Raw genomic sequence first — 1,041 nt, forward strand, 5'->3', positions numbered from 1 at the left:
TTTATTGACTGACACACCGCTTTCGCGAGCAAGCCCGCTCCCACATGGGTTGTATTTCAGGCATCGATGATCTTGGGCAACTGCCACCCAAAGTCTACCGACAACAACCGCAACGTCAGGCACTCGGGCCACGATGAACGCAATCACCATCACCCCGAGCAGATCGAGCTGAACGCGCATCGCCACAATCGCGCCTTCAACGGCCAAGACCGCGGTGCCGACCAGACCGGCCACCAGCACAATCCGCTCGACCCGAGCCCTCAACGCAAACGCCGCCCCACGCTACTGCGTGACACAGCGAGTGGTGGTGATATGCCGGGTGACCTGCTCGTCAACGTACATATCGCCAGACACCTGGGTATTTTCCAGGGTCTGACAGGTACGCACCGGCGGTGGTGGAGGCGCAGCAGGAGGCGGTGGCGGAGGACTGGCGCAGCCATTGAGCAGCGCGACGGAGAAAGCCAGCGACAACGGCAGATACACGCGTTTCCCAGAAGTATTCATAGGATGACCCGCGATAAATGGAAGAACCACTTCCGCAATCACGCACAACTGCAGCGGATGACAGAAGACCTGACCACTCATTCTTTATAGCCGACCACCCTGTAAGCGCCAGTGAAATGGAGGGGGATGGGGAAATGGGCTGTCGATTTTGCGGGGAAGGATCGGGTGGAATGAATTCAGGGGGAATGGGGTGATCGTGAGGCCGCTTTCGCGAGCAAGCTCGCTCCCACAGTCGACTGGGGGCAGTCGGAGATTGGTCGGCTCGTAGGCCGCCTTCGCGAGCAGGCTCGCCCCCACAGTGGGAATGGAGGTGTTCAGTTGGAGATTGGTCGGCTATCAGGCCGCCATCGCGAGCAGGCTCGCTCCCACAGTTTTGATTTGTGTATACCCATGCGGCAAAGCCGCCCCACTCAAATGGCCGAGTGTCAGCTCGCCGAAAGCTCTTGATCTTGCCGTGCCGGCGACGTCGGAAGGCTGAGCGGAGGGATTGATCCGGGGGTGGGAGCGCAGCGACCGTTTGGCGAAGCCAAACACATC

Annotated in this window: 2 protein-coding genes and 1 pseudogene; all 3 read right to left on the bottom strand. The window is 59.9% G+C overall.

Annotation, left to right across the window (positions count from 1 at the left end):
• Nucleotides 1-234 (bottom strand): annotated as a pseudogene (locus PseAD21_RS30090) (hypothetical protein); the annotation flags it as partial.
• Nucleotides 235-282: 48 nt separating this feature from the next.
• A complete protein-coding gene (locus tag PseAD21_RS29565; protein ID WP_146011302.1) occupies nucleotides 283-504 on the bottom strand; it encodes a hypothetical protein in 222 nt (73 codons plus the stop codon).
• A gap of 336 nt (nucleotides 505-840) precedes the next feature.
• Nucleotides 841-1,041: hypothetical protein (locus PseAD21_RS29880; protein ID WP_218244980.1), on the bottom strand; the 201-nt coding region annotated here is incomplete at its 5' end.

The organism is Pseudomonas sp. AD21 (genome assembly GCF_002878485.1).
In the GTDB taxonomy this organism is placed as follows: domain Bacteria; phylum Pseudomonadota; class Gammaproteobacteria; order Pseudomonadales; family Pseudomonadaceae; genus Aquipseudomonas.

Excerpts from the sequence above, each read along its gene's own strand:
- PseAD21_RS29565 (WP_146011302.1), bottom strand. The coding sequence starts at position 504 with ATGAATACTTCTGGGAAACGCGTGTATCTGCCGTTGTCGCTGGCTTTC.